This is a genomic window from Cognatiyoonia sediminum, from assembly GCF_900129845.1.
In the GTDB taxonomy this organism is placed as follows: Bacteria; Pseudomonadota; Alphaproteobacteria; order Rhodobacterales; family Rhodobacteraceae; genus Cognatiyoonia; species Cognatiyoonia sediminum.
Window position 1 is genome coordinate 52,142 of record NZ_FQXB01000003.1, and the last position, 23,920, is coordinate 76,061.

The 23,920-nt window shown below is 55.8% G+C and carries 21 protein-coding genes; 9 read left to right on the forward strand and 12 right to left on the reverse strand.

What is annotated here, in order from left to right; all coding sequences use genetic code 11:
* Positions 1 to 42 precede the first annotated feature (42 nt).
* Complete coding sequence (gene dnaJ, locus BUA85_RS10710) at positions 43 to 1,185, forward strand: molecular chaperone DnaJ (protein ID WP_072900984.1); 1,143 nt, start codon at positions 43 to 45, stop codon at positions 1,183 to 1,185.
* Between the two features lie 526 nt (positions 1,186 to 1,711).
* Here the strand turns inward: dnaJ and BUA85_RS10720 are convergent.
* Positions 1,712 to 2,188 carry a MarR family winged helix-turn-helix transcriptional regulator gene (locus BUA85_RS10720; protein WP_072900987.1) on the reverse strand — a complete coding sequence of 159 codons (477 nt, stop codon included), beginning with the start codon at positions 2,186 to 2,188 and terminating at the stop codon, positions 1,712 to 1,714.
* 100 nt (positions 2,189 to 2,288) lie between these two features.
* Here BUA85_RS10720 and BUA85_RS10725 point away from each other — a divergent pair, with 100 nt between their 5' ends.
* The 3 genes from BUA85_RS10725 (at position 2,289) to radC (ending at position 3,490) form a co-directional block, all read left to right on the forward strand.
* Entirely contained in the window at positions 2,289 to 2,474 is a 186-nt protein-coding gene (locus BUA85_RS10725) for a hypothetical protein (RefSeq protein ID WP_072900989.1), read from the forward strand.
* A 48-nt stretch (positions 2,475 to 2,522) separates the two neighbouring features.
* Positions 2,523 to 2,675: a hypothetical protein gene (locus BUA85_RS16810; RefSeq protein WP_165611609.1), complete on the forward strand. Its 153-nt coding sequence runs from the start codon at positions 2,523 to 2,525 to the stop codon at positions 2,673 to 2,675.
* Between the two features lie 74 nt (positions 2,676 to 2,749).
* Complete coding sequence (gene radC, locus BUA85_RS10730) at positions 2,750 to 3,490, forward strand: RadC family protein (protein WP_072900990.1); 741 nt, start codon at positions 2,750 to 2,752, stop codon at positions 3,488 to 3,490.
* Here the strand turns inward: radC and BUA85_RS10735 are convergent.
* From BUA85_RS10735 to secA, 3 genes are all read right to left on the reverse strand, one after another.
* Positions 3,487 to 5,058, reverse strand: coding sequence for a phosphate ABC transporter substrate-binding/OmpA family protein (locus BUA85_RS10735; RefSeq protein ID WP_072900992.1), 1,572 nt, complete (start codon positions 5,056 to 5,058; stop codon positions 3,487 to 3,489). The two genes, radC and BUA85_RS10735, sit on opposite strands and share 4 nt — an antisense overlap.
* The gene (locus tag BUA85_RS10740) at positions 5,055 to 6,158 is read right to left on the reverse strand and encodes a hypothetical protein (protein WP_072900994.1); all 1,104 of its coding nucleotides are present in this window, start codon (positions 6,156 to 6,158) and stop codon (positions 5,055 to 5,057) included. Before BUA85_RS10740 ends, BUA85_RS10735 begins: the two co-directional genes overlap by 4 nt.
* A 99-nt stretch (positions 6,159 to 6,257) precedes the next feature.
* A complete protein-coding gene (gene secA / locus BUA85_RS10745) occupies positions 6,258 to 8,972 on the reverse strand; it encodes a preprotein translocase subunit SecA (RefSeq protein WP_072900996.1) in 2,715 nt (904 codons plus the stop codon).
* Positions 8,973 to 9,151: 179 nt separating this feature from the next.
* Between secA and BUA85_RS10750 the strand changes: the two genes are divergently transcribed.
* The 4 genes from BUA85_RS10750 (at position 9,152) to BUA85_RS10765 (ending at position 13,883) form a co-directional block, all read left to right on the forward strand.
* Positions 9,152 to 9,988 carry a peptidylprolyl isomerase gene (locus BUA85_RS10750; RefSeq protein ID WP_072900998.1) on the forward strand — a complete coding sequence of 279 codons (837 nt, stop codon included), beginning with the start codon at positions 9,152 to 9,154 and terminating at the stop codon, positions 9,986 to 9,988.
* Positions 9,989 to 9,991: 3 nt separating this feature from the next.
* Positions 9,992 to 11,206, forward strand: a complete 1,215-nt coding sequence (argJ, locus tag BUA85_RS10755; protein ID WP_072901000.1) for a bifunctional glutamate N-acetyltransferase/amino-acid acetyltransferase ArgJ — start codon at positions 9,992 to 9,994, stop codon at positions 11,204 to 11,206.
* Positions 11,203 to 11,601, forward strand: a complete 399-nt coding sequence (mutT, locus tag BUA85_RS10760; RefSeq protein ID WP_072901001.1) for an 8-oxo-dGTP diphosphatase MutT — start codon at positions 11,203 to 11,205, stop codon at positions 11,599 to 11,601. The genes argJ and mutT overlap by 4 nt, the downstream gene beginning before the upstream one ends.
* Before the next feature lie 86 nt (positions 11,602 to 11,687).
* On the forward strand, positions 11,688 to 13,883 hold the full coding sequence (locus tag BUA85_RS10765) for an NADP-dependent isocitrate dehydrogenase (protein WP_072901003.1): 2,196 nt from the start codon (positions 11,688 to 11,690) through the stop codon (positions 13,881 to 13,883).
* A gap of 32 nt (positions 13,884 to 13,915) precedes the next feature.
* On the opposite strand, the gene BUA85_RS10770 is transcribed toward BUA85_RS10765, so the two are convergent.
* From BUA85_RS10770 to BUA85_RS10780, 3 genes are all read right to left on the reverse strand, one after another.
* Complete coding sequence (locus tag BUA85_RS10770; protein ID WP_072901005.1) at positions 13,916 to 14,227, reverse strand: P-II family nitrogen regulator; 312 nt, start codon at positions 14,225 to 14,227, stop codon at positions 13,916 to 13,918.
* Between the two features lie 3 nt (positions 14,228 to 14,230).
* Entirely contained in the window at positions 14,231 to 15,208 is a 978-nt protein-coding gene (locus BUA85_RS10775; protein WP_072901006.1) for a sodium-dependent bicarbonate transport family permease, read from the reverse strand.
* A gap of 92 nt (positions 15,209 to 15,300) precedes the next feature.
* A complete protein-coding gene (locus BUA85_RS10780) occupies positions 15,301 to 15,819 on the reverse strand; it encodes a GNAT family N-acetyltransferase (RefSeq protein WP_131802793.1) in 519 nt (172 codons plus the stop codon).
* Positions 15,820 to 16,375: 556 nt separating this feature from the next.
* Between BUA85_RS10780 and BUA85_RS10785 the strand changes: the two genes are divergently transcribed.
* Positions 16,376 to 16,645: a hypothetical protein gene (locus BUA85_RS10785; protein ID WP_131802794.1), complete on the forward strand. Its 270-nt coding sequence runs from the start codon at positions 16,376 to 16,378 to the stop codon at positions 16,643 to 16,645.
* Between the two features lie 168 nt (positions 16,646 to 16,813).
* On the opposite strand, the gene infB is transcribed toward BUA85_RS10785, so the two are convergent.
* From infB to BUA85_RS10810, 5 genes are all read right to left on the reverse strand, one after another.
* Positions 16,814 to 19,303, reverse strand: coding sequence for a translation initiation factor IF-2 (gene infB / locus BUA85_RS10790; protein ID WP_072901012.1), 2,490 nt, complete (start codon positions 19,301 to 19,303; stop codon positions 16,814 to 16,816).
* Between the two features lie 7 nt (positions 19,304 to 19,310).
* A complete protein-coding gene (locus tag BUA85_RS10795; protein WP_072901014.1) occupies positions 19,311 to 19,934 on the reverse strand; it encodes an RNA-binding protein in 624 nt (207 codons plus the stop codon).
* A gap of 24 nt (positions 19,935 to 19,958) precedes the next feature.
* The gene (gene nusA, locus BUA85_RS10800; protein ID WP_072901015.1) at positions 19,959 to 21,578 is read right to left on the reverse strand and encodes a transcription termination factor NusA; all 1,620 of its coding nucleotides are present in this window, start codon (positions 21,576 to 21,578) and stop codon (positions 19,959 to 19,961) included.
* The gene (gene rimP / locus BUA85_RS10805; protein ID WP_072901472.1) at positions 21,578 to 22,153 is read right to left on the reverse strand and encodes a ribosome maturation factor RimP; all 576 of its coding nucleotides are present in this window, start codon (positions 22,151 to 22,153) and stop codon (positions 21,578 to 21,580) included. The genes nusA and rimP overlap by 1 nt, the downstream gene beginning before the upstream one ends.
* Before the next feature lie 219 nt (positions 22,154 to 22,372).
* Positions 22,373 to 23,920 (reverse strand): ABC transporter substrate-binding protein, encoded by a 1,548-nt coding sequence (locus BUA85_RS10810; RefSeq protein WP_072901017.1) that lies wholly within the window; start codon positions 23,918 to 23,920, stop codon positions 22,373 to 22,375.

Sequence of the window (23,920 nt, forward strand, 5' to 3'; positions counted from 1 at the left end):
TGACCGGGGCCGGTTTGTCTATTCCCGAGGGGGATAAATATCATGTCAAAACGCGATTACTATGAAACGCTCGGTGTCTCGAAAGGCGCTGACGCTGCCGAGATCAAAAAAGCCTATCGTCGCAAGGCGAAAGAGCTGCACCCGGATCGCAATGCAGACAACCCAGATGCCGAAGCTCAGTTCAAAGAAGCGAACGAAGCTTATGAAGTTCTGAAGGACGCGGAAAAGAAAGCGGCCTACGATCGCTTTGGTCATGCGGCGTTCGAAGGCGGCATGGGCGGCGGCGGCGGTGGCCCACGCGGCGGTCACGGCGACTTTGCCTCTGCCTTCTCGGACGTGTTCGACGATCTCTTCGGCGATATGATGGGCGGTCGCGGCGGCGGCGGGCGCAACCGCGCCCAGCGCGGCAACGATCTACGCTACAACCTGCGCGTAAAGCTCGAAGATGCTTATGCAGGGATGCAGAAGACGATCACCGTGCCAACTGCCGTCAGCTGTGGGTCTTGTAACGGCACCGGTGCCGAAGGCGGTTCAGAGCCACAAACCTGCCCGACCTGTTCCGGCATGGGCAAGGTCCGCGCGCAACAAGGGTTCTTTACCGTCGAACGCACCTGCCCGACCTGCAACGGCGCAGGCCAGATCGTCAAAAACCCATGTAAGGTGTGCCACGGCCACGGGCGTGTCGAGAAAGAGAAGTCACTCTCCGTCAACATCCCCGCTGGCGTCGAAACCGGCACCCGCATCCGTCTCGCCGGTGAAGGCGAAGCCGGAATGCGTGGTGGTCCATCTGGCGACCTCTACATCTTTATCGAAGTGCAGGATCACCAGATCTTTGAACGCGACGGGGTGAACCTCTATTGCCGCGTACCTGTCTCTATCGCCTCCGCCGCTTTGGGTGGAGAGATCGAAGTTCCAACAATCGACGGCGGTCGCTCCCGCGTGCGCATCCCCGAAGGCAGCCAATCCGGCCGCCAAATGCGTCTACGCGGCAAAGGTATGCCTGCACTAAGAGGCGCTGGCACTGGAGACATGTTTATCGAACTGGCCGTTGAAACACCGGTGAAGCTAACCGCGCGTCAGAAGGAAATCCTGAAAGAATTCGACACGCTGAGCGAAGAAAACAACCCTCATGGGAGCAGTTTCTTTAGTTCGGTAAAGAGCTTTTGGGATTCGATGAAAGGGTAGATGTACTTTTCGTTTCGTTTCCCAGTGTGTAAAATTCGTACTTTTCAAACGAGTATAGCGGCATGGGAGTAACCCAAAAGTACAATGCCGCATTGGGCACAAACTTTGCTCTAACGGTCCTGTCGACTTTGGCCTATGCGCTGATCATCTTTTGTGTAGTCGGCCTAGTTCTCTCAAGATTTGGCCTTCCGTTTGGGGTAACTTCAATGGTGATTGTACTCTTTGAGTTGCCCGCGTTTTTTGGGATGCTTTTGATTGCTCGGCGGATGTTCAAAAAAGATCACGATTTTTGGTGAACCAAGAACCGCAATCGCTTCCTGCAAAATATCAAGGCATTTGGTGATCAGCCACAAGCCGATCTAATCGCCGGACCGAGGGTTGGCGACCCGCCATCTCCCGCAGAATGCTTTATGGCAGCAAAGGACATCTTCCTTCGCGGCGGATTGCAAGACTAACAAAATCGTCGACCCTCTGGGTCGGTCCGGCGATCAGACCGGCGCCTTCGGCTTGAGTCCGGTCTGCCTCTCTAAACCCGCTCCCGCAACTCCGCACTCAGCTTCCCTAACAAATCCGCCAACTGCTCCCGCTCCTCAGTGGTCAAAACCCCGTCAAACAGTGCAGTGTTCATCTCGATCAGCTCATCCACAATCTGCTCCGTCAGGTCAGCGCCTTTCTCCGTCAGACGCGCCAAAGTGCTGCGAGCATCATCAGGGTTCGGAAACCGCTCAATCAAACCCATCTCCGCCAAGCCCGCCAACATCTTCGCCGTCCCACTCGAACTGGCCTGAGCTGCCTCATATAGCTGCGTTGGTGTCAGCGTGAGCGCCTCATTCGTGAACCGTAACGCCCGCAAGATCAGAAACTGGGTCCATGTGATCCCGTGCTGTTCCGCCACCTTATGATCGTTGTTCCACACGTAGTTCCGACTACGGAACAGACCGGCCACGATCCGTGTTGCCGTATTGGGCGTGGCCTTCCAGGTCCGAGGCTTTGGTGAAGTCACAACGAGTCTCCCTTCAGTCCCACAAAGGATAATCTCAAATCCCCCTTGCTCCCAGCCAGATATTCATTTATCTCTCTAGAGAGATAAATAGGAGACAGCAATGGAACTGGTAAAACAACCCCTCTGGCAACGTGCGCTCCTTGGCGTTCTCGCCCTCATCTTGCTTGTCTTCACCGTCCCCGCCTACATCGACACGGCGAACAACCCAGGCCTCGCGAACCTGAATGGAGAGGTTGCATCACTTGGGTCCGTCGCAGGCGCATTCTTGGCACGTCAATTGGCCTAGGTCCTGATCGCAATTTACGGCGCGGTCAACGGAACCAAACAACCGGTTTTGATCGGGGCTTTTGGCATCGGCTTCTTCAACCTGCACGACGCAGTTTTCCTATCCCTGCTCGGCGAAGGCGGTGCAGGTGCCATCACCGGATTGGTCATCGGCGGGTTGGCATTTGTCGTCCTGATCACGGCGGCGCGAAAATCCAACTAAACTACGCCCAGAAATGGATAGCTCTCAAAAGGAGCTAACCACTCGTTAACCATCATTCCTGCATCTTGGCGCAAATGCCAAATTTTGCCGAGACCCAAACCATTTTCCCGATACCCGAGGCCAAATCGACCAAGAACGATCAACCGGCCTATGTTGCGGGCTATCGCAAACGGATCAGGACAAGATTCAAAGATGGCGGCGCGGATGCGATGCCAGACTATGAGCTTTTGGAACTCATCCTGTTTCGGTCAATAAGACGTGGGGACCCAAAACCACTTGCCTATGAGCTCATCAAGCAATTTGGCGATTTCAACCGCGTACTCGCCGCGCCGCTCGACCAACTTACAAAAGTTAAATGTATCGGCCCGGCAACCGCACTTGAAATCAAAATCGTGGAGGCCGCCGCTCACCGTATGGCACAGTCTCAAGTGTTGAAGCAGCATGTAATTTCAAGCTGGGACGCACTCATTAAATACTGCCACACGGTCATGGCCCACCGCGAAGCCGAACAGTTTCGCATCCTCTTTCTCGACACGAAAAACACCCTGATCGCGGATGAAGAACAGGCCAAAGGCACCGTCGATCACGTCCCTGTCTACCCGCGTGAAGTCGTCAAACGCGCCCTCGAACTCAACGCAGCGTCGATCCTTTTGGTCCACAATCACCCCTCCGGCGATCCGACCCCATCGCAGGCCGACATCACGATGACCGATCAAATCGTTCAAGCGGCTCAAGCGCTTGGCATCATGGTCCATGACCACCTGATTATCGGGAAATCGCGTGAGCTGAGCTTCCGAGCAGCAGGTTTACTCTAACCCTTCACCCAAAGCTCAACACGCCGGTTGGTTCGTTGGCCCAATTCAGTATCATCGCAAGCCATTGGCAAAGCCTCTCCAAACGCCGCGATGTCCAAAGCCACATTCTCCGCAGCATCGCCTAGGCGAGACAGCAAGGCTCGCCGCACCGCCTCCGCCCGCGCACCAGACAACTCGCGGTTCGCGCTCGCATCACCGATCCCATCGCTGAACCCAATCAACTTCAGCTCTTGCCCATCGTATTCGCCGTTCCGAATAGCGGCTGCCAAATCCATCAGGTTCGATCGGGACTGCGCATCAAGTTCTGCCGATCCCGCTTCAAATCGAAAACTCAAAGACAACCGCGTTTGATCCGAAATCAGGCGGACAAAGCGCTGAAGCTCATCAAACGGCACTTCCGTCCCGACTCGTTCAATCGCATTGGCAAACCGCTGGCCCTGCGCGTCCAATGGAATAGGAACCACCGTCTGATCCACATACCCCGTCCGACGCACGATTAACTGAGCTGCAGGAGACCGCGTCCATTCCACGAAATCCTTGAACACCTGCGGCATGATCCGTGGGGGAAGGTACAGAAAGATGGGCGCCGTCAGCGGATAGTCTTCCGTCTTTATGCCGATGGGCGACGGCGCACTGAGGAACCCACAATCATCCAAAAGCGCTACAGGCCTCGCGCCACCCGTTCGCAAGACCGACGACAGGCCAATCGCATTGCGATCCGAGACGACAGCATTGGCCATATCTGCTTGTGTCTCGTGGTAGGTCACACCAACCGGTTCGGCGCCTCCGATCAGATAGCGCAAAGCGGTTTGCGTCGATCCCGATCCTTCTGGTCCCAGATGGACCTGCAGAGGCGCAGCAGACTCGCCAAAGGCTTCCCAACCTGTCACCTCACCTTTCAAAGCACGTTGCAGTTGAACCAACGACAGCGAACGCGTTTTGCGCAACGGCGAAACGATGGGCGTCATCGCATCCAATCCCAATATCCGAGACCGCGTTGAGCTTTCTAAGTCGTCCAATCTTTGGGTTCGGGCGGTGGAGAGTTCTTCATCCGTAATCTCGCGTGTTGCAACAACCGCATTGGCTTTGTGGTCGAACAGATCGGCAAACCCCTGATCGGTTGAAGAACTGGAAATCTCCAGCACAGCCTCGACCGTGCCAGCGGAATTTGTCGCCACGCCAATAGACCCGCCGTCCAGTTCATCAAACTGGGTCGACCATCCTTGAGTCCGAGCAAACCCATCCCACAAGGCCGGAAGCAAAACATCGGCAATCGCCGCCTCGCCCGCAAATTTGAGCCGCGCGACAAAGTTGTCCGGGTCGGGGCATTCAGCGCCCGCGCAATCCACGCGCGCAAAGGACAGGCTCACTGGGCCATACTCTGTTGCGATCTGGATGTATTCGCCATCAAAACCCAGCAGCTCCCCCGTCAGCTCCAAAGCACCAGATTTGGACGTCAGCGTGATCGGCTCATTTGCGAAAGATGCAGTCGCACAAAGAAAGAGTGCGGCACCGAGTACCGCACGCTTTCCATAGTTTCTTAACGGGTCCGCGTTTCGCCAAATCATCTCGCGGCGAATGTCAGGTCCTCGTAGATGTTTTTCAAGACGAGAATTTCACCAATCGCATTACAGTCCGGAAGTGTCATTTCTAGGTCAGTAATTCCGGTGGTGCGGTTCGGGCCAATTTGAATGGCCTGAGCATTGATGACCTTGCCACAGTTTTTGTCTTGGATAACTGCTTCCACACTCAACTGAATGCTGCTTGTGGAGGAAGATTGACCGGCCGGATAGGTGTAGATCTCTGCGGCATAATCGCCATTGGTAAAGCTCGCGACCATGCCGGTTTCGGCAGATCCATTCACGCCCTTCCAGATATGACCGTCTTCGCCATAACTCGACGATTGGCGCAAGGCGTGCAACTCAAAGCCGTGCGCGCCCTGCCACTGAAGCACAGCGCGGTCATAGTCATTCATGTCGGAGACGAAGGCTTGCGCCATTGTGGAGGCGCCATCCTCGAATGTGACAATGAAGAGCGCATGTTCATTCAAAGCAGGGATCGACAATTGCGCGAGGCCCAAATCATCGGTCATGGCAGAGATCGTCATGCCCTGATGATAGATGGCAAAAGACGCTTCTGTTTGGCAGGGTGCGTCAAGCGTAAGGTCCACCATCGCCATGTCAGAGGCCGTAGCGAGAACGCGCAAACCACAGCTTTGCGCAACGTCTTGCACTGTATCAACCACTTCGGCGTCGAGTGTCATCGGTGAAATCGTCAGGTCTTCAACAACGTCTGCGGCCGCCAGTTCCATCTCCGGCGCTTCGGTCGCAGTTTCATCTATCGGGCTCTCGGCCTCTGCCGCCTCATCATAAGGCAACAAAAGGGTCGGCACATTGATATCTTCTGGAATCTCGGTCAGGGCAACATTGCTGGTTGCGGGAGCTGTTACCTCTGGCGTCGGCAACACCGGTGGAGCAACAACGCTTGCCGTTGCAGGCATGATGATCTGCTCATCAGTTTCGGCGGCGGCTTGCGGTTCAGGAGCCGTATCTTGGCCACCAACACGAGACGCAACCGCGTCGCCATATTGAATGACAAAACCAATCGTCAGGGCTGTTGCGAATGTTGCGGCGCCAATGCCGTAACGCTTCAATTTTGTACGATCCATAACCAATTCCCTTCCCAAGAACGGGAAACAATCTGTTCCAGATCAGTGACGGCAGAGGGACCCTAGCGGGGTATTTGATAGGCCTTAATGTGGCAAAGATCAGGCCAAACGGCCGTGACAATGCTTGAATTTCTTGCCAGATCCACACGGACAAGGGTCGTTTCTGCCCGGCGATCCCCATGTTGTTGGATCGTCTTCCACAAAGCCTTCGCGCGGGGTTGAGCCCTGTCCAGTTGGGTCAGACGTCGCACGTTCAACACCTTGGGCTGCGGCCTCTGCCGCGGCCTGCTGTTGCTGGCGCATCTGTTCGATCAACTGAGCCTGCTCTTCCGCGCTCATCGGGCGAATTTGGGCCAGCTTTTGCGTCACATCCGTGCGCAAACCATCCAACAACCGCTCAAATAGCTGGAACGCCTCAGACTTATATTCGTTCAAGGGATCGCGCTGTGCATAGCCACGGAAGCCAACAACAGACCGCAAGTGTTCCAAGGTCAAAAGATGCTCACGCCACTTCGCATCGATGGTCTGCAGCAACAGCTGCTTTTCGATGTTGCGCATGGTCTCAGCCCCGAAGGCCTCTTCCTTCTCGGCCATGTATTTGTCGCTGGCCTCTTCCAAGCGCTCGCGAATGGCGTCGTTGTCGACACCTTCTTCATCGGCCCAAGCCATCACAGGAACATCAACGCCGATGTCCTTAATCACTTCAGCATACAGACCCTCAGTATCCCACTGATCTGCATAGGATTTTGGCGGCATGTAGTCATCGACCAAATCTTCAATCACCTGATACCGCATATCCTGAATAATCTCGGACTGGTCCTGGCTTTCCATGATGTCGCGACGCTGGCCGAAGATGACCTTCCGCTGCTCATTCATCACATCGTCGAATTTCAAAAGCTGCTTACGAATGTCAAAGTTACGTCCTTCAACCTTCGCCTGCGCGCGTTCAAGCGACTTGTTCACCCAAGGGTGCTCAATCGCCTCGCCTTCCTTCATGCCAAGCGTTGAGAGCACTTTGTCCAAACGCTCAGATCCGAAGATACGCATCAAATCATCTTCCAAGGACAGGAAGAATGACGACCGGCCCGGATCGCCCTGACGGCCGGAACGGCCGCGCAACTGGTTATCGATCCGGCGGCTTTCATGACGTTCCGTCGCCAGAACATAAAGGCCACCCGCATCCAGCACCTTTTGTTTTTCGTCCGCATGGCTTGCTTCGATCTCAGCCCGCACGGTATCTGGATCAGCGTCCGGATCAGCGGCCAGCGCTTCCAACACCTTCATCTCAACGTTGCCGCCTAGCTGAATATCGGTGCCACGTCCGGCCATGTTGGTCGCAATCGTTACCGCACCCAGCTTTCCCGCGTCGGCAATGATCTGCGCCTCTTGCTCGTGCTGGCGCGCGTTCAAAACGTTGTGCTCAATCCCCTGCTGTTTAAGCAACTGGCTGAGGAATTCTGATTTCTCAATGGACGTCGTACCCACAAGCGTCGGTTGACCCTTTTCATTCGCCACTTTGATCTGTTCGACAACACCGTCGAACTTCTCCTGCACGGTGCGATAGACCATGTCGTTTTCGTCAACACGGGCGACAGGCCGGTTGGTGGGCACTTCCACCACGCCGAGGCCATAGATTTCGTCAAATTCGTCGGCCTCTGTCATCGCCGTACCAGTCATTCCGGCCAGCTTGTCGTAGAGGCGGAAGTAGTTCTGGAATGTTACCGAAGCCAAAGTCACGTTCTCTGGCTTGATGGTCAGCCCTTCCTTCGCCTCAATCGCCTGATGCAAACCATCGGACAAACGGCGGCCAATCATCATACGACCGGTGAATTCGTCGATCAGCACCGCTTCGTTATCGCGAACGATGTAGTCCTTGTCCTTGGTGAACAGCTTATGCGCCCGCAAACCTTGGCTGACGTGGTGCACCAGCGATGCACTTTCAGGATCATAAAGCGACTGACCTTCGGGTAGCAGGCCCACCTGCGCCAATCGTTCTTCTAGGAAATCGTTGCCTTCATCATTGAACGTGGCAGAGCGGCTCTTTTCGTCGATAACGAAATGCTCGTCTTGCACCTCTGGGATCAGCTTATCAATCTGGCGATACATCTCTGACCGGTCCTGCGCAGGGCCGGAAATAATCAACGGCGTCCGCGCTTCGTCGATCAAAATCGAATCCACCTCATCGACAATCGCAAAATTGTGGTAGCGCTGATGCATCTGAGACAGCTCAGATTTCATGTTGTCGCGCAGATAATCGAACCCCAGCTCATTGTTCGTCGCATAAGTCACGTCACAGCCATAAGCGGCGGCTTTTTCCTCTTCCGGCTGATGCGGGATCACAACGCCAGTGGTCAGACCCAAGGCGCCATAAACCTTACTCATCCACTCCGCGTCACGCTTCGCCAGATAGTCGTTCACAGTGACGATATGCACGCCCTTGCCGGACAGCGCGTTCAAATACGCTGGGAAGGTCGCCACAAGGGTTTTACCTTCACCCGTCTTCATTTCAGAGATGTTGCCTTGGTGCAGAAAAATCCCACCCAGTAGCTGCGTATCAAAAGCACGAAGACCCAGCGCGCGTTTCGCCGCTTCACGACAGTTGGCAAAGGCTTCCGGCAACAGCGCATCCAAGCTTTCACCACCGGCAAGACGCGATTTCAGCTCTTCGGTTTTTTCCTTCAAACCATCATCTGACAGCTTCTCAAATTCTGCCTCAAGATCGTTGATCTTTTTGACCATCGGACGTGCTGCTTTGACCTTCCGATCACTCGGGGTTCCAAAGACTTTTTTGGTTATTGATCCTAAACCAAGCATATTTTCTCCGCGGTCGGCGACCTGTCTGACATCTAATTGAGAGGAGGTTGCTTGTCGCCGTCGAAGCAGACGCCTAAACAGGGTCGAAGCCAGCCCTCTCGAGGCATTTATCGCATGTAAGGGGCTGTGTATGTTGTGTCAACGGCGCGGCAAGCGCGCAAACATCAAGGGAACGTAAAATGCTGAAACATATCACCGTTTTGGGGGCATCTGCGTTTGCCCTGATCACCGCCACAACCGCCGTCGCTCAAGACGCGGATACCGTCGTCGCAACTGTTGGCGACGTTGAGATCACGTTGGGCGAAATGATCATCGCGCGCTCACAGCTGCCGCAGCAATATCAACAGTTCCCGCCAGAAATTCTGTTCAATGGCCTCTTGGACCAATTGATCCAGCAGCAACTTTTATCGAACGACCTGGAAGACGCGCCAAAGCGTCTGGAGCTGAGCATTCTGAACGAGCGCCGCAACCTGATGGCGGCGGAAGTCATCAACGAAATCTCTGAGCAGGTTTTGACCGAAGAGGCTCTACTGGCCGCATATGAGGCGCGTTACGCAGATGCCGAACCGGTTCTGGAATGGAACGCGTCCCATTTGCTTGTCGACACAGAGGAAGAGGCTATCGCCGCAAAGCAGCGCGTTGAAGGCGGCGAAGTCTTTGCCGACGTGGCGCGCGAGGTCTCAACTGGGCCATCCGGCCCAAGCGGCGGTGAACTCGGCTGGTTCGGCACAGGCCGCATGGTGCCTGCGTTTGAGAGCGCCGCGGCAGCACTTGAAGTTGGCGAAGTTTCTGACCCTGTTCAAACGCAGTTTGGCTGGCACGTGATCATCCTGAATGACACCCGCGAGCTTCCTCCTGTCACATTCGAGCAAGCGCAAGGCGAACTGGCCAATGAAATTCGCGAAGCCGCTATTCAGGCGCGCTTGGCGGAGCTTGAAGCTCAGTACGACGTGGTGAAGCCAGAAGCCGGTGCATTCGATCCAAACCTGCTGACCAACTTTGATCTGCTGGACTAAGACATGGAAAAATCCCCGCTTGCTCCGGATCACTTCCCTGATCTGCCTGTCATCGATGGCGTTACCTTCGCGGCGATCGCTGCGGGGGTGAAGTACAAAGACCGCACGGACGTGATGCTGGCCGTCATGGCACCCGGCACGCAGATTGCGGGGGTTTTCACCAAGTCTAGCACACGATCTGCGAACGTATTGGACTGTCAGGCCAAACTTGGCGGCGCGTCAGATGCGGGTGCGGCGATCATCGTGAATTCGGGGAATTCCAACGCTTTCACCGGTAAGGCAGGGGAAGGATCGGTTGCAGCGGTTTGCGAGGCCACGGCGGATGCTCTTGGCATCCCAACGGAACGTGTCTTCACAGCAGCCACCGGTGTGATTGGTGAACGTCTTCCGCACGACAAAATCACTGCCAAGATCGATGAACTCGTCGTCGCGCAAAACGCGGGTGGCTTGGAAGCCGCCGCCAACGCGATCATGACGACCGACACCTTTGCCAAAGGTGCTACGAAAACAGTTGAGATTGACGGGAAACCGGTAAAGATCGCCGGCATCGCCAAAGGCTCTGGAATGATTGCGCCGGACATGGCGACGATGCTGGTCTATATCTTTACGGATGCAAAACTTGGCCAAGACGAACTTCAAGCGACGCTTGGTTCTCTCTGCGATGAGACGTTCAACTGCATCACTGTGGACAGCGATACCTCGACATCCGACAGCCTGATGTTGGCCGCGACCGGCGTGTCTGGTGTAGATGTTTCCGGCAACGCCTCTTTCACCAACGCGCTAAAAGATGTGATGCTCGATCTGTCCCACCAAGTCGTGCGCGACGGTGAGGGCGCGACCAAATTCGTCGAAGTCACCGTGACAGGCGGCGCGACGGACGCGTCAGCGAAAACCATTGGCCTTGCGATCGCAAACTCACCTCTCGTCAAAACTGCCATCGCTGGGGAAGACCCGAATTGGGGGCGTATCGTCATGGCGATAGGCAAATCCGGCGAACCCGCAGATCGCGACAAAATCTCGATCCACTTTGGCGACATCCTCGTCGCTGAAGAAGGCTGGGTCGCAGACAGCTATACTGAAGACGCTGGTGCCAGCTATATGAAGGCGCAAGACCTTAAAATCAGCGTCGATCTCGGTATTGGCACCGGTACCAGCACTGTTTGGACCTGCGACCTGACCCACGGCTACATTACAATCAACGCAGACTATCGGTCATGAAAACCGTCCTCGTTTCCGCCGTCGCCCTGATCGACATCGACGGGCGCGTCCTGCTGGCCCAGCGCCCAGAAGGGAAATCCATGGCGGGTCTTTGGGAGTTTCCGGGCGGCAAAGTCGAACCTGGCGAAACACCCGAAATCGCATTGATCCGAGAGCTTGAAGAAGAGCTTGGCATCAACACATGGGAAAGCTGCCTCGCCCCGCTGACCTTTGCCAGCCATAGCTATGATGACTTCCACCTCCTTATGCCGCTCTTCGCCTGCCGCAAGTGGGAAGGCACCCCGCAAAGCCGCGAAGGGCAGGCTTTGAAATGGGTGAAAGCAAACGCGTTGAAAGACTACCCGATGCCAGAAGCGGACATTCCGCTGATCCCAATTCTGAGGGACTGGCTCTAAATTTCGCTCAGTATACCGTTGTATGCCGTAGACGTTTCTGACGGCTTCGTCTAAAGAGCACTCAAACGTCATAGAGGTTCGATTCCATGTCTACTCCCGATATTATCTACACAAAAGTCGATGAAGCGCCCGAGCTTGCCTCCGCGTCCTTCCTTCCGATCATTCAGAAATTTGCTGCCGCTGCTGGCGTGACTGTTGGCACCAAGGATATCTCTCTTGCTGGCCGTATCATCGCGACCTTCCCAGAAGCACTGACCGAAGATCAGCGGATCAACGACGATCTGGCTGAACTGGGCCGCTTGGTCAAAACGGCGGAAGCAAACGTCGTCAAACTGCCAAACATCTCCGCCTCAGTCCCTCAGCTGGTTGCCGCAGTCGAAGAGATGCAAAGCCAAGGCTACGCGCTGCCGAACTATCCAGAAGACCCGCAGACGGACGAAGAAAAAACCGTGCGCGCGAAATATGATGGGATCAAAGGGTCTGCCGTGAATCCTGTTTTGCGCGAAGGCAACTCTGACCGCCGCGCCGCGAAGGCCGTCAAAAGCTACGCCCAGAACAACCCGCATCGCATGGGCGATTGGGTAAGTGACAGCAAAACACGCGTCGCATCGATGGACGGGAACGACTTCCGCTCCAACGAAGTATCCGCGACTTTGGCTGCGGAAACTGGCGCGAAGATCGTGCTGGAAACAGCGAATGGCGAAACGGTCCTTAAGGACGGGTTGAGCTTCCCAGCAGGCACCGTTGTTGACGCGACATTTATGTCCGCCGCAGCATTGGACGCCTTCCTTGAGGCCGAAATTGCAAAGACCAAAGAGGAAGGCATCCTCTTCTCGCTGCATATGAAAGCAACGATGATGAAGGTCTCCGACCCGATCATCTTTGGCCATGCGGTGAAAGCCTTCTTGAAACCTGTATTCGACAAATTCGGTGCAGAGATGGAGGCACTTGGCGTCAACCCAAACCAAGGGCTGGGCGCGGTGCTTGAACGCGTAGAAGGCAATGCAGAAATCAAGGCCGCCATCGACGCCTGCATGGCCGACCAGCCACCGATGTATATGGTAGACAGTGACCGCGGCATCACCAACCTGCACGTACCATCCGACGTGATTATCGACGCCTCCATGCCCGCCCTGATCCGCGCAGGCGGCAAGGGCTGGGGTCCAGACGGCAAGGAAGCGGACGCAGTTTGCGTAATCCCCGATAACTCCTACGCGCCGGTCTATGATGAAACGATCAACTTCTTCAAAGCCAACGGCAAACTGAACCCCGCCACAGCTGGCACCGTTCAGAACATCGGCCTGATGGCGCAGAAGGCAGAGGAATACGGTTCCCACCCGACCACGTTCGAGATCGCTGAAGCGGGCACCGTTAAAATGATCCTCGACGACGGTACGGTTCTGCATAGCCACGACGTGCAGCCAGGCGACATCTGGCGCTCTGCCTCTGCGCGTAAGGCCCCGATTGAAGACTGGGTGAACCTTGCAATCTCACGGCAAAAGGCCGAGGGGTGCGAGGCTGTGTTCTGGCTTGATGAAACGCGCGCCCACGATGCCGAACTGATCGCCTACGTTACACCGATTCTTGAGGCCGCTGGCGTGGCCGACAAATTCAAAATTATGGCACCGCGCGAAGCGACCCGTGCTGCGTTGGAAACGATCACCGCTGGCAAGAACCACATCGCCATCACCGGCAACGTGTTGCGCGATTATCTAACCGACCTGTTCCCGATCCTGGAACTAGCGACATCGGCGAAGATGCTCTCTATCGTGAAGCTGATGCAAGGCGGCGGCTTATTTGAAACCGGCGCTGGCGGCTCCGCACCAAAGCACGTGCAGCAATTGAACGAAGAAAATCACCTGCGTTGGGACTCGCTAGGTGAGTTCACAGCGCTTGGCGAAAGCTTCCAGTTCCTGGCTGAAAACCGCGGCAACGCCAAAGCGAAGATCCTCGGCGAAGCTGTCGATGCCGCAACGCAAGGCATCCTAGACAACAACCGGTCGCCATCCCGCAAAGTCGGCGAACCAGACAACCGCGACAGCCACTATTGGTTCGCGCGCTATTGGGCCGAAGCTCTGGCAGCCCAGTCTGATGATGCTGACCTTGCCGCGCATTTTGCGCCAATCGCAAAGGCGCTAGTCGATGGAGAAGAGGCAATTGTCGCTGAACTGGCGGCTGCACAGGGGGCGCCAGCTGATTTGGGAGGGTACTACAAGACCGACCCAGCGAAGACGGCTGCAGTGATGCGCCCGTCCGCGACGCTGAACGCGATTATCGACTAAACGAACTGGCGCCCTGTGAAAGCAGGGCGCCGCTAGAAACGTTCGGCCCGCAGGATTTCGGTATCGGTGATTGACACCACGCCGATGTGCTTCTCAACCACCTCAAAGGCCGCTTCGAGTAATCCATCCAAACGCTCTGGCCTGATCAAACAGATCACAGCAAACATCCCAGACCCGCGGGAGATTTGTCCATCCCGCGTCCATGGACCAGACCGACCGGAACCACCTTTCACCGGAAGAACGGTATAGCCGCTGACGTCAGCCGATTGCAAAGAATCCGTCAAACGGGACAAGAGCGCCGCTTCGATGATAATCTCAACACGTTTGGCCTTATGTCGTTGCATGGCTTAGCCTCCGGCAAGGGTCGTTGAAATCGCGGTATAGAGCGGTATCCCAACGGTTAGGTTGAACGGGAATGTGACGCCCAAAGACAGCGTCAGATAGATTGAGGGCTTGGCCTCCGGCAGTGCCACCCGCATGGCAGCGGGAACCGCGATATAGGACGCAGAGGCCGACAACGTCATCAAGAGCGCAGCACCACCTGGAGACAAGCCAATGGCAAGCGCGGCCATCAAACCGAACGCGCTGCCGACCAGCGGCATCAGCAACCCAAATGCAATCGCACCGCCGCCGACTTCGCCGCGGCTGTCTCGCAAGCCGCGACCTGCGACCAGACCCATATCCAGCAGGAAGAGGCACAAAACACCTTGGAACGGCGCGACAATGAACGGCGCGATCTGGTTCAAACCGTCCTGCCCTGTGATCGCGCCGATAAAGAATGACCCGACCAAAAGCACGATGGAGCCGTTGAGCAAAATCTCTCGATAAAGACCCTTCGTTGCAGATGCACCGCCCCCTTTCCTCGCCACGATCCAAAGAGCGGACAAGATGGCCGGAGCCTCCATCACCGCCGCCGCTGCGACCATGTATCCTTCGGCCACCAAACCTTGGGTTTCGAGAACCGACGTCGCCGCCACAAATGTCACAATGGAAATTGACCCGTAGTGCGCTGCCACAGCGGCCTTATCCAGTGTCGTCAGCTTGGTCATGAACCCGAGCAAGCCAAAGGCGATGAACGGCAGACCAAAGGACAGCACTCCAGCCGCAACCAGCGTGCCGACGAGTTTGGCATCAACGCCATGCGCCGCGACGCCGACGCCGCCTTTGAACCCAATTGCAAACAGCAGGTAGATCGACATCCCCTTCGCGACCGCCTCAGGAATAGTCAGATCGGATCGCGCGAGGGCAGCGGCAACGCCCAAAACAAATGACAGAATGATGGGAGAGATCAGGTTGCCAGCGGCAAGGGAGAAAATGTCAGCCATGTTACCCTACGTCGTTTTGAGGGAAGTAGCGCGACAGGGTGGGGCTTTCAATATGATGGGGCGGTTTTTCGGCACTCAGAATAGAGGCGCGATCAATCCAGCGAACGCTCCATAAAATAAACCCTTTCGCGCCATATGTCGGGGACATCGTCAGGTGTTGGCATGAGTGTGAAGCCTGCGTTTTCGTACATTTCATGCACATAAGGAAGGAATGTCGCGGACGAGAAAAAGGCGCGTTTGTAGCAGTCTGATTTCATCTGCTCAAACATGCGTTCCAGCAGCTTGCGTCCGATAGCGTTTCCGCGGGCCGAGGTGCTGACGAACAACCTGTTAAACCGCGCTGACCGGTCTCCGGCATCAGCATACATCACGCAGCCCGCCGGTTGGTCGTTCAGGTACGCCACGAGTATCCCGCCCTTTGGGCGCGCGTGGAGGTTTGGGAGGTCTTCGATGATGGCACCAAAGCGTTTGGAGTCCATCGGGTGGTCGTCGCCTTTGGGCCAATCGTCAGGGTAGATTTCCCAGTGGACCTTTAGCCACTCGCGACAGAGGTGCTGCGCGGCGTCGAAGTCGCTTTCCGTATCAGCGAGTTTGAGGGTGAGGTTGGTCAAGATGGTGCGTCCGGTTCGGCTTTGCTGGACCGTTGCCCGATAGGGTTGTGGTGTCAATAATGGGATATGACGCAGGTCATCGTTCGGTGATCCAACGCGTTGTTCAGGAACGGATGGCAAAACCGTTGTCGGACGTCCCGAAGGCGCGGATCACTTCCCGCGCCCCGTAGATCCAGGTTTCACGAGTGCTGTGCGATTGGGCGCGCAGTGCCAGAGTACCGACCCCCTTGGGGTTGACCGCCAAGGGTTACTGGAACCAATTGCAAGGCGGCCGCCACGCACTGATCTTTCCCATTATCTATGCACACCCCGGTTGCCGATTCAGGCAAGCCGGGCTGGTGGTGCTTGTGGGACGTAAGCTGGGCTCATCGCCGACCCGCGGGGTGGCAAACAGGGTCGGAGACCTAGGCACTCAATCCCAGCAAAGCACATCTTTCGGGTCTACCGAAAGCCACTGCAGCAAAATCGCCTCCCCTCCGGGGTGGGTCGGCGATGAGCCCGGCGCCTTCGGTTAGATTCCGGGCTTGTTTGCACAAATGTACGTTTTGAACCCAACTTGCAAATTTCTCCCCGCTCCACCAACGTCTGCTTAAATGCAAAAGCAGAAGCGATTGAGAGCATGAATTTAAGTTGGAAGAATTTGTCAAATAAGCAAAAAACCATACGAACCGCAATCGGCGGAGGTATTGCTATAGCAGCAAGCCTTTATTGGTTTGATGAAATTTTGCTGTGGGAAAGAGGCAGAGGTTATGTGTTCCTGGCGGCATCCTTTATTGTTGCACCGTTGCAAACACTTTTCTTTGGTATGAAATGGCTCAAGGAGTAATCCAAATAGTCTGAATTTAGCTGTTCTACCACTAGTCAAGAATTACCAATGGGTCCTCGCCCTAAACTAGAGAACGGCGACCTCATCAGAAACTAGCTGAACTGGAAAATTGTCGAGAAACCCGATCTTCAATCAAAAAAGGCGGCCCATCGGCCGCCTCTCTAATCCTTAATCCAACTTCCGTTCGACTTCTTCGCGTTCGAAGATTTCGATCACGTCGTCGGGGCGGATGTCGTCGTAGTTTTCGAACGCCATACCGCATTCCTGACCGGACTGGACCTCGGCCACTTCGTCCTTGAAACGCTTCAAAGTTTTCAACGTCCCTTCGTGGATCACCACGTTGTCACGCAGCAAGCGCACGCCAGCGGAACGACGCGCGACGCCTTCGGTGACAAGACAGCCCGCAACCTTGCCGACGCCTGTGACCTTGAACACCTCTTTGATGTTCGCGTAGCCGATGAAGTTCTCTTTGATCTCCGCTGACAGCAGGCCAGAGGCCGCGGCTTTCACATCATCCACAAGGTCGTAGATGACGGAGTAGTAGCGGATCTCCACACCCTTCTGGTTCGCGGAATTCCGCGCTGGTGTGTTCGCACGAACGTTAAAGCCGATCACAGGCGCGCCGGAGGCTTCGGCCAAGCCGACGTCTGTTTCGGTGATCGCACCAACACCGGAGTGCAGCACGCGCACGCGGACCTCATCGTTGCCGATTTTCTCCATCGCTTGGATGATCGCCTCGGCAGAGCCTTGCACGTCTGCTTTCACAAGGATCGGCAGTTCGGAGACGTTCTCATCCGCTTTGGCGTTCGCCATCAACTGATCGAGCGTCACAGCCGCACCCGCCGCTGCGCGTTTGTCTTTCGCCGCAGATTCACGATAGTCGGCAATCTCACGCGCCTGCGCTTCTGTGTCGACCACGTTCAGAACGTCGCCTGCTTCTGGCGTACCGTTCAGGCCCAAAACCTCAACTGGCACAGATGGACCAGCCACTTTCACACGGCCACCTTTGTCGTCGACAAGCGCGCGAACTTTACCCCACTGCTCACCCACAACGAAGATATCGCCTTGTTTGAGGGTGCCGTTCTGAACCAGAACGGTGGCAACAGGGCCGCGTCCCACGTCAAGCTGCGCTTCGATCACAGCGCCAGAAGCGGCGCGATCCGGGTTTGCTTTCAGTTCCAGAATTTCCGCCTGAAGCGCAATCGCCTCCAGCAGTTCATCAAGGCCCTGACCGGTGATCGCAGAAACTTCGACGTCCTGAACCTCACCCGACATTTTCTCAACGATCACTTCATGCTGAAGCAGATCGGTGCGCACTTTGTCTGGGTTTGCGGCTTCACGGTCGATCTTGTTGATCGCGACGATCATCGGCACGTCCGCCGCTTTCGCGTGGTTGATGGCTTCAATCGTCTGCGGCATCACAGCATCGTCTGCCGCAACCACCAGAACAACGATATCCGTCACCTGAGCACCACGGGACCGCATGGACGTAAACGCCGCGTGGCCTGGTGTATCGAGGAACGTCAGAACCTGGCCGCCTTCGGTTGTGACCTGATACGCACCGATGTGCTGCGTGATCCCGCCTGCTTCGCCGGCTGTCACGCGGGTTTTGCGGATCGCATCCAAAAGCGATGTTTTACCGTGGTCAACGTGGCCCATGATCGTAATGATCGGCGCACGCGGCTTGAGGTCTTCTTCTTTGTCCTCAACAGCGTCGATCACGTCTTCCACGTCAGCGTCAGAAACGCGAACAACAGTGTGGCCGAATTCTTCGACGATCAGTTCCGCTGTATCGGCGTCAATTGTCTGCGTCTGAGTCGCCATGATGCCGTTGGTCATCAGCGCCTTTACAACGTCAGCAACCTTTTCGGACATCCGGTTGGCCAATTCGCCGACCATGATCGCCTCTGGCAGCTGGACTTCGCGCACAACCTTTTCGCGCTCGACCTGACCGCCCATCGCTTTTTGACGCGCACGCTCTTGCTTGCGCTTCATCGCTGCGACGGATTTCTGATGGCCACCGCCACCGCGCAAAGCGTCGTTCAACGTCAGCTTGCCAGACCGGCGGCCTTCATCCTGACGGCCTTTCTGTTGCTTTGGCTGGCGCGTATCGCGCTGTTCGCGGTCTTTGTTCCGCGGTGCGGAAGACGGACGCGCAACGGCTGCTTCACCCGGGATATCTGCTGGGTTTGGCGCGGCGGGCGCAGACTTTGGCTTGGCCCTTGCCGCAGCCGCTTCGGCTTTCTTGCGCTCTTCTTCTTCCGCTTTGGCCTTGGCGCGGGCTTCGCGTTCGCGATCTTCAGCCTCTTTCGCTTCAGCTTCGGCACGGCGCCGCGCACGCTCTTCGTTTCGCGCCTTTTCTTCGGCTTCGCGTTTCGCAGCTTCTTCCGCTTCACGTTCTTTCGCAGCCTGAAGCGCCTTCATGCGGCGCTGATACTCAGCCTCGGAAATCCCACCAGGGCGCCGCGATGGATCACTGCCCGCAGGTTTCGACCCACCAGCAGTTGGCTTTGCGGCACCGGGCTTTGGAACCACAACGCGCTTGCGTTTGGTTTCCACCACCACGTTCTTGGTCCGTCCGTGGCTAAAGCTCTGCTTCACATTGCTTGGACGTGATCCGCCAAGACCCAGTGTTTTTTTGCCGTCGTTTTCGCTCATCTAGCTTCTATTCCTTCTCGGTGGCCGGTTTGCCACCGTCTAACTCACGCAAGCCACGTAGCTTTGTGGCTTCCTCTACAACACGATCGCCGAGTCCACCAGCCGCGAGTGCGCCATGTATCACACTTTGCCGCCCAAATGCCAAACCCAACTCGGCAGATGTGAAGCAGCCGAAATATCTGGCCCCTTCTGGCGTCCATAATTTTGCTTTCCCGCGTTCTGATCCGTCGCTTGCTTGCAACAACACCCGAACCCGTTCACCGCCTGCAAGCCAGCCTTTGACTTTTTCAAAGCCACAGACCGCACGACCCGCCTTGCGGGACATTGCGATCAAATCCAACGCCCGTCTGACCAACTGACGCTCAACTTCGTCAACAAGCCCTTCGGGCACCGTCACAGCCATCTTAGCAGACCGTGAAAATTGACCCTTACTGGCAACCTCCAAAGCCGCCCGATCCGCCGAGACATACATGCCGCGCCCTGGCAGTTTGCCAAGGATGTCGGGCACGACCTGATTGTCTGGCCCGACAACGAACCGGATCAAACCAGCTTTGGGCTGGCTTTCACCTGTGACGATGCATTTGCGTTCCGCACCGCCCGATCGATCTTTCTTTTGGCCGCCCCGCGTCATACGCGTTTCTCCGGAGGCCTGAAATCAGACCTCCGCCTCCTCGGCGGCTTCGCCTTCTTCGGCCTCAGCAGCTGCGGCCGCTAATTCCTCTGGATCGACCCAACCCAGCATCACGCGGGCTGTCATGACCAAGTCTTGCGCTTCTTCGAGCGAGACGTCGAATTTCTCCAAGACGCCATCATCTTTCACGCGCTCGCCATCAACCATGGTCCAACCACCGGCGAGTTCCCAGTCAGCACAGGTTGCGAAGTCTTCCAGCGTTTTCACACCATCTTCGGCCAGCGCTTCGATCATCCGCGGTGTCAGACCCTCGAATTCAACAAGGCTGTCTTCCACACCCAATTCGCGGGCATGGTCCATCGCCTTTTTGTTCTGCGCATCCAGATAATCACGGGCACGGGCCTGAAGCTCACTCGCGGTGTCTTCATCAACACCTTCGATAACGAGAAGTTCTTCGATCTCGACGTAGGCGACTTCTTCCAAGCTGGTAAAGCCCTCAGAGACAATAAGCTGGGCAAAGAACTCGTCCAGATCAAGGGTCTCCATGAACATTTTTGTCCGGACTTCGAATTCAGCCTGACGACGCTTGGATTCTTCTTCTTCAGTCAGAATGTCGATATCAAGGCCAGTCAGCTGAGACGCCAAACGCACGTTCTGACCACGGCGACCAATCGCAAGGGACAGCTGCTCATCCGGCACAACCACTTCGATTTTTCCGGCTTCTTCGTCCAGAACCACCTTAGCCACTTCGGCAGGCTGCAACGCGTTCACAAGGAAGGTTGGCATATCTTCATTCCAAGGAATGATGTCAATCTTTTCACCCTGAAGCTCATTCACAACCGCCTGAACGCGGGAGCCGCGCATACCAACACACGCCCCAACAGGGTCGATGGAGCCGTCATAGGAAATAACAGCAATCTTCGCGCGAGAACCCGGGTCACGGGCAACGGCTTTGATCTCAATGATGCCTTCATAGATTTCAGGCACTTCCATCTTAAAGAGCTCAGCCATGAATTCTGGCGCTGTCCGAGACAGGAAGATCTGTGGCCCGCGCTGTTCGCGGCGCACGTCTTTGATGTAGCAGCGGATACGATCGTTCGGGCGATAGGCTTCGCGGCCGATCTTTTCGTTCCGGCGCAAGACAGCTTCGCCCGCGCCCACATCAACGATGACGTTGCCATACTCTTCGCGCTTCACAGCGGCGTTGATGATTGTGCCTGCACGGTCTTTGAATTCCTCGTACTGCTTGTCACGCTCTGCTTCGCGGACCTTCTGCAAGATCACCTGCTTTGCAGATTGTGCAGCAATACGGCCCATTTCAACAGGCGGCACTTCTTCGATGAACTGCTGACCCACTTCAGGGTTTTCCATGTACTGCTTGGCCTGCTCAACCGTGAACTCGGCCTGATAGTTTTCAAGCAATTCATCCTCTACAACCGTCCGCACACGTGTAAACGTCGCTTTACCGGTCTTGCGGTCAATCGACACGCGGATGTCCATTTCAGAGCCGTAGCGAGATTTCGCGGCACGGGCGAGCGATTCTTCCATCGCCTCAACAACCAACCCAGGGTCGATCATCTTTTCGCGGGCCACGGCCTCTGCTGTTTGCAAAAGCTCAAGCTGGTTTGCGGATGTGATTGCCATCAGGACTTCTCCTCGCCATCAATGATGGTTTCAATTTCGTCAAATTGCTCTTCGTCAATTTGACCTTTGTCTTTGCGACCGCGCAGAACGTCGCGGATCAAGTCATCTGTCAGAACGAGTTTCGCATCTGACAGCCATTCGAATTTCAAGCCAATTGTGCCCTCGGCGATGGTGATCAGAACTTCGTCACCCTCTACGCCAGCCAACTGCCCCTTAAAGCGGCGGCGACCATCGATCAGCTCATCAGTTTCGATCTTGGCCTCAAAGCCTTCCCACTGGGCGAAATCCTTCAATCGTGTCAAAGGACGGTCAATGCCCGGGCTGCTGACCTCTAAGTTATACTGATCGAGGATCGGATCTTCGACGTCGAGAACCGCGCTCACAGCAGTACTGATCTCGGCACAGTCATCAACCTCAATTGTCCCGTCCGGTTTCTGCGCCATGATCTGCAGAACCGTATCTTTGCCCGACATCAGACGCACGCGCACGACTTCATAGCCCATGTCCTCAATGACTGGGGCGATGATCTCTGTCACGCGGCGGTCGATGGCCGCTTTGGCAATCAAATCGTTCATATCTTTCACGCACAAAAAAACGGGCGCGCGGCCCGTTGTCGTTTTCCGGTGGGCGTTGGGTTTGGACCCCAGCGCGCCGCTGTTGCAAGTCATATACGGATTGATCGGTGAGTCTGCAAGGGCTCTCTCATCTTGGCCCGCAAACTCCCGCTGGAGGCATTCAAAAATGAGGACGCCCCGCCAATTGGCGGGGCGTCCATTGTTTCAAATCAATCCGGCTTACGCCACAGACCAACGCTCAGCCATTCGGCCGTTATCCATCTGCCAAAGGTTACCGACAGTTTCAGGCGACGAAATCCGGTTGTTCACCGCTTGTACGTAGTTCGCAAACATTGGCACCAGAACGCCACCATCATCACGCAAGATCTGCTGCATTTCGAAGTATTGCGCGCGGCGCTTGTCACTGTCGAGCTCTGCGCGTGCCATGACCAGAAGTTCTTGGAAGCGGGCGCTGTCCTTCTCATCCCACTGGCTGTCGTTCCATGGAACACCAGCTTCATAGGCTGTTGAGAACATCCAATCCTCCGTCGCGCGGCCAGACCAGTAACACGCACAGAAAGACTTCTTCAGCCAAACATTGGACCAGTAACCGTCAGCCGGTTCTTGGATCACATTGATATTGATCCCGCCTGCGCTCATCGAGGCTTGCATCAACTGAGCTGCGTCAACCGCACCTTCGAAAGCTGCGTTAGACGCAGACAGATCAAGGTCGATGCTGCTTAGGCCTGCTTGCTCAAGATAGAACTTTGACTTGTCTGGATCATATTCCAGCTGTTCCATCTCGGTGTTGTAGTATTGGTTCGCAGGACCGATTGGCGTGTCGTTTCCAACCGCGCCGTGCCCTAGAAGGATCTTGTCGACCAGTTCCTGACGGTTTACGCCGTATTTGATCGCGCGACGGACATTTACGTCATTGTATGGCGCTGTGTCGGTCAGCATCGGGAAGGTATACTGCTGGTTGCCGGTGACTTCCTGAATGCGCAGCGCTGGGTTTGCCCGCAGAAGCGCCTCTGTCTTGAAGTCGATCCGGTTGATGGCATCCACTTGACCCGTCATCATCGCATTCATACGCGCTGTGTTGTCGTTGATGGCGATATATTCGATCTCGTCAAACAGCCCAACAGAATCGCCTTTGTAGTGATCGTCGACACGTGTTGCGACCATGCGTACGCCTGGATCGAACGACTGAACCTGGTAGAGGCCCGTACCTATGCCCTGCGCGATCGCTTCTTCGATCTGACCGGCTGGATACATCAGGATGTGATAGTCAGACAAAAGGTATGGGAAGTCAGCATTCGGAGCAGAAAGAACCAATTCCAACTGATGTTCACCCAGTTTGTTCATCTCAACGATGTTTTCAACAATAGGCTTTGCCGCAGATTTGGAGTCTTCTCCAAGGTGCATGCTCAGCGACTCTATCACGTCGTCAGCGCCGAATGCCTTACCGTTATGGAATTTTACGCCTTGGCGCAGGTTAAACACCCAAGTTTGCGCGTCCGAAGACTCCCAGCTTTCTGCAAGCTCGCCCACGAGGCTACCGTCAGCTGCGACTTCTGTAAGGGAGTCGAATACCGCGCCTTGAGCTGAAGCAATCATAAACAAGTCGGAGTGCGTCCGGCTGTCCCAACTGTCTGATGTGTTTGCACCTGACAGCCCTGCCGTCAGCTTGCCGCCGCGCGTCTGTGCCCGCAAAGGCATACCCGTCAAGCTCAAGACACCTGCCGCGGTGCCTGTCTTGAGCAGGCCACGTCTGCTAATTCCGTTCAT

Coding starts and splice junctions, on each gene's coding strand:
- radC (WP_072900990.1), top strand. CDS start 2,750: ATGCCAAATTTTGCCGAGACCCAAACCATTTTCCCGATACCCGAGGCC.
- mutT (WP_072901001.1), top strand. CDS start 11,203: ATGAAAACCGTCCTCGTTTCCGCCGTCGCCCTGATCGACATCGACGGG.
- BUA85_RS10770 (WP_072901005.1), bottom strand. CDS start 14,227: ATGCAACGACATAAGGCCAAACGTGTTGAGATTATCATCGAAGCGGCG.
- nusA (WP_072901015.1), bottom strand. CDS start 21,578: ATGGCAATCACATCCGCAAACCAGCTTGAGCTTTTGCAAACAGCAGAG.
- rimP (WP_072901472.1), bottom strand. CDS start 22,153: ATGAACGATTTGATTGCCAAAGCGGCCATCGACCGCCGCGTGACAGAG.
- BUA85_RS10735 (WP_072900992.1), bottom strand. CDS start 5,058: ATGATTTGGCGAAACGCGGACCCGTTAAGAAACTATGGAAAGCGTGCG.
- BUA85_RS10725 (WP_072900989.1), top strand. CDS start 2,289: ATGGAACTGGTAAAACAACCCCTCTGGCAACGTGCGCTCCTTGGCGTT.
- BUA85_RS10775 (WP_072901006.1), bottom strand. CDS start 15,208: ATGGCTGACATTTTCTCCCTTGCCGCTGGCAACCTGATCTCTCCCATC.
- BUA85_RS10740 (WP_072900994.1), bottom strand. CDS start 6,158: ATGGATCGTACAAAATTGAAGCGTTACGGCATTGGCGCCGCAACATTC.
- infB (WP_072901012.1), bottom strand. CDS start 19,303: ATGAGCGAAAACGACGGCAAAAAAACACTGGGTCTTGGCGGATCACGT.
- argJ (WP_072901000.1), top strand. CDS start 9,992: ATGGAAAAATCCCCGCTTGCTCCGGATCACTTCCCTGATCTGCCTGTC.
- dnaJ (WP_072900984.1), top strand. CDS start 43: ATGTCAAAACGCGATTACTATGAAACGCTCGGTGTCTCGAAAGGCGCT.
- BUA85_RS10765 (WP_072901003.1), top strand. CDS start 11,688: ATGTCTACTCCCGATATTATCTACACAAAAGTCGATGAAGCGCCCGAG.
- BUA85_RS10795 (WP_072901014.1), bottom strand. CDS start 19,934: ATGACGCGGGGCGGCCAAAAGAAAGATCGATCGGGCGGTGCGGAACGC.
- BUA85_RS10750 (WP_072900998.1), top strand. CDS start 9,152: ATGCTGAAACATATCACCGTTTTGGGGGCATCTGCGTTTGCCCTGATC.
- BUA85_RS10810 (WP_072901017.1), bottom strand. CDS start 23,920: ATGAACGGAATTAGCAGACGTGGCCTGCTCAAGACAGGCACCGCGGCA.
- secA (WP_072900996.1), bottom strand. CDS start 8,972: ATGCTTGGTTTAGGATCAATAACCAAAAAAGTCTTTGGAACCCCGAGT.